Source organism: Idiomarina sp. Sol25 (assembly GCF_033052775.1).
Lineage (GTDB): Bacteria > Pseudomonadota > Gammaproteobacteria > Enterobacterales > Alteromonadaceae > Idiomarina.
The window spans coordinates 1-261 of sequence record NZ_JAUPEW010000163.1 but is presented as its reverse complement, the minus strand read 5'-3'; the positions used below and the strand labels follow the sequence as shown (position 1 = coordinate 261).

Annotated in this window: 1 protein-coding gene; it reads left to right on the top strand. The window is 62.8% G+C overall.

Annotation, left to right across the window (positions count from 1 at the left end):
- Window positions 1–261 (top strand): sulfatase-like hydrolase/transferase (locus tag Q5L94_RS13865; RefSeq protein WP_317498935.1); only part of this gene is annotated, 261 nt, incomplete at its 3' end.

Genomic DNA, 261 nt, shown 5'->3' with positions numbered 1-261 from the left:
CTGCTGCCCCGGGCCGGGTACGCGCAACATCCCTGGCTTGCCCGGATGGAGCAGTTTCAGCCCAACGACGCCGAGTTCGCTTCGGACGAGGAACGAAAGCTCGGGATCGCGTCCTATTACGCCCTTTGCACATTCATCGACGCGCAGGTCGGCAAGGTGCTCGACGCCCTGCGCGAGACCGGACAGGAAAGCAACACGCTTGTCCTTTTCACCTCTGACCACGGAGAGATGCTGGGTACACGTGGACGCTGGGGCAAGAGC